Source organism: Streptococcus sp., assembly GCF_019414905.1.
Classification (GTDB): Bacteria; Bacillota; Bacilli; order Lactobacillales; family Streptococcaceae; genus Streptococcus.
In genome coordinates, this window is the sequence record NZ_DXLC01000225.1 from 1 (window position 1) to 3,118 (window position 3,118).

The 3,118-nt window shown below is 38.6% G+C and carries 4 protein-coding genes; 3 read left to right on the forward strand and 1 reads right to left on the reverse strand.

All coding sequences use genetic code 11. The features are described 5' to 3' along the window. The 3 genes from vicK to QZ359_RS06900 form a co-directional block, all read left to right on the forward strand. A partial coding sequence (gene vicK, locus QZ359_RS06890) for a cell wall metabolism sensor histidine kinase VicK (protein WP_293964590.1) occupies positions 1-1,222 on the forward strand: 1,222 nt, incomplete at its 5' end. 1 nt (position 1,223) lies between these two features. Beyond that, a complete protein-coding gene (locus QZ359_RS06895; protein ID WP_000004962.1) occupies positions 1,224-2,033 on the forward strand; it encodes an MBL fold metallo-hydrolase in 810 nt (269 codons plus the stop codon). Between the two features lie 81 nt (positions 2,034-2,114). Then, entirely contained in the window at positions 2,115-2,888 is a 774-nt protein-coding gene (locus QZ359_RS06900) for an ion channel (protein ID WP_293964595.1), read from the forward strand. Positions 2,889-2,997: 109 nt separating this feature from the next. On the opposite strand, the gene QZ359_RS06905 is transcribed toward QZ359_RS06900, so the two are convergent. After that, positions 2,998-3,118: YbaB/EbfC family nucleoid-associated protein (locus QZ359_RS06905; protein WP_293964740.1), on the reverse strand; the 121-nt coding region annotated here is incomplete at its 5' end.

The window sequence follows — 3,118 nt, forward strand, 5'->3', positions numbered from 1 at the left end:
AATCAATCAAAAGATAAAAGACCTAATTGCAGGAGATTATTCTCAGGTATTGGATATGCAGGGAAGTTCTGAAATCACTAATATTACCAATAATCTCAATGATTTATCAGAAGTAATTCGCTTGACTCAAGAAAATCTGGAACAAGAGAGTAAACGATTGCACAGCATCCTATCTTACATGACGGATGGAGTCCTTGCGACCAATCGTCGCGGTAAGATTACCATGATTAATGACATGGCTAAGAAACAGCTAGGTGTTCAGAAAGAAGATGTTCTCAACAAAAGTATTCTGGAATTGCTTAAGATTGAAGATGAGTATGAACTTCGTGATTTGATTACCCAAATTCCTGAACTCATGATTGATTCTCAGGATGCTAATGGTGAGTATCTGAGCCTCCGTGTTCGCTTTGCCTTGATTCGTCGAGAGTCTGGCTTTATTTCGGGTTTGGTTGCTGTTTTGCATGATACGACGGAGCAGGAAAAGGAGGAACGCGAACGGAGACTCTTTGTTTCCAATGTTAGCCATGAGTTACGGACCCCCTTAACCAGTGTTAAATCCTATCTTGAAGCCTTGGATGAGGGAGCTTTGTGTGAAACCGTAGCACCAGACTTTATCAAGGTATCTCTAGATGAAACCAACCGTATGATGCGAATGGTGACGGATCTCCTCCATCTCTCACGGATTGATAATGCGACCAGTCACCTAGATGTGGAACTGATTAACTTTACTGCCTTTATTACTTTTATCCTCAACCGTTTTGATCAGATAAGAGGGCAGGATGAAGAGAAAAAATATGATTTGGTAAGGGATTATCCAATTACCTCTGTCTGGATTGAAATTGATACAGATAAGATGACACAGGTGATTGATAATATTCTTAACAATGCCATCAAGTATTCGCCAGATGGTGGGAAAATTACAGTTAGCATGAAGACCACTGATGACCAGATGATTTTATCCATCAAAGACCAAGGCTTGGGTATTCCTAAGCAGGATTTACCACGTATCTTTGACCGTTTCTACCGTGTGGATCGCGCTAGAAGTCGTGCCCAAGGTGGAACAGGTCTGGGACTGTCTATTGCCAAAGAAATTATCAAACAGCATAATGGCTTTATTTGGGCCAAGAGTGAATACGGTAAGGGATCAACTTTCACAATTGTGCTCCCTTATGATAAGGATGCAGTGAAAGAAGAAGTATGGGAGGATGAAGTAGAAGACTAGAATGAGTGAAACAGGCTTTAAATACAGTATTTTAGCGTCGGGTTCCAGTGGAAATTCCTTTTATCTGGAAACTCCAAAAAAGAAGCTTTTAGTGGATGCAGGCTTATCGGGCAAAAAAATCACCAGTCTACTTGCTGAAATTAATCGCAAACCAGAAGACTTGGATGCCATCTTGATTACGCATGAGCATTCAGACCATATTCATGGAGTAGGTGTTTTGGCTCGAAAGTATGGTATGGATTTGTACGCCAATGAAAAGACCTGGCAGGCTATGGAAAATAGCAAGTATCTTGGCAAGGTAGATTCTTCACAAAAGCATATCTTTGAAATGGGCAAAACCAAAACCTTTGGAGATATCGATATCGAGAGTTTTGGTGTGAGTCATGATGCAGTCGCACCGCAGTTCTATCGCTTTATGAAGGATGATAAGAGTTTTGTCCTTTTGACAGATACTGGTTATGTTAGTGACCGTATGGCAGGGATTGTCGAAAATGCAGATGGCTATCTTATCGAGTCCAACCATGATGTAGAGATTTTACGAGCAGGTTCCTATGCTTGGCGACTCAAACAACGAATCCTATCTGATCTCGGTCACCTTTCTAACGAGGACGGTGCTGAAGCCATGATTCGGACGCTAGGAAATCGCACTAAGAAAATCTATCTTGGTCACTTGTCTAAGGAAAACAATATCAAGGAGCTGGCTCACATGACCATGGTCAACCAGCTAGCACAAGCTGATCTGGGAGTTGGAGTAGACTTTAAGGTTTATGATACATCACCAGATACCGCAACACCATTGACAGAGATATAAAAAAGAAGGCGAGTGCCTTCTTTTATATATTGTAGAGATTTGGTGTGGTATAATGTTTACAAATGATATGGGAGAAATGATGTGAAAAGAAAATGGTTATTCAAGGATTATTATGACACAACGATTATCATACTTGCGTTGATATCCGTTGTTCTTGTCTTGCTTGGATTTGCTGAGATGATTGATTTAGACAGTCCTCCATACAGTATTATTGACTTACAACTTTGGTTTGTGTTTGTGGTAGATTATGGTTGGCGGTTCTTTTCAAGTAAAGCAAAATGGAGGTTTATACTTGAAAATATCTTTGATTTATTGGCTATTCTCCCTTTAAATGCTATTTTTACAGTATTTCGGTTAGGGCGTATCTTTCGCTTAGCAAGGCTGACAAAATTACTGAAACTGACTCGTTTACTTAGAATAATTGGACTTACAGGTAAATTAGAAAGAAAAATTAGTAGATTTTTACGGACAAATGGCCTGATTTATATCTTATATGTTAATATCTTTATCGTTCTAGTAGGAAGTTCAATTTTATCTGTTGTTGAAGAAAAATCTTTTTCAGAGAGTCTTTGGTGGGCTCTTGTTACTGTAACGACAGTTGGTTATGGGGATATTGTTCCGACTTCGTTCTTTGGTAAATGGTTAGCTGTTTTATTAATGCTTGTCGGTATTGGAACAATAGGAATGTTAACAAGTACCTTAACGAATTTTTTTGTAAAGGAGAATCCAGATGAACAGATACAATTTGATAAACTCCAAGATGAATTATCTAGTCAGAGAATATTAATAGAGAAACAATCTGAAAAGATAGAAGAACTACATCGAATGATAAAAGACTTAGTTGAAAAAATATAATAAAGGTGAGACAAAACTTGATTCGAGGAGAAATCAAGTAAGTCTTGACACAATAAAACGCATAATATCAAGGTCTGGCACCTTACATTATGCGTTTTTGTGATTTTTATTAGAATGGCAATTTCCCTGCGAAAGCACCTAATTTTTTCTTAGTCGTTTCATCGATTTGTTCAAGAGCTGAGTTGATGGCTTGAACAGTCATATCAGAAAGGGTTTCGAGGTCTTCTGGG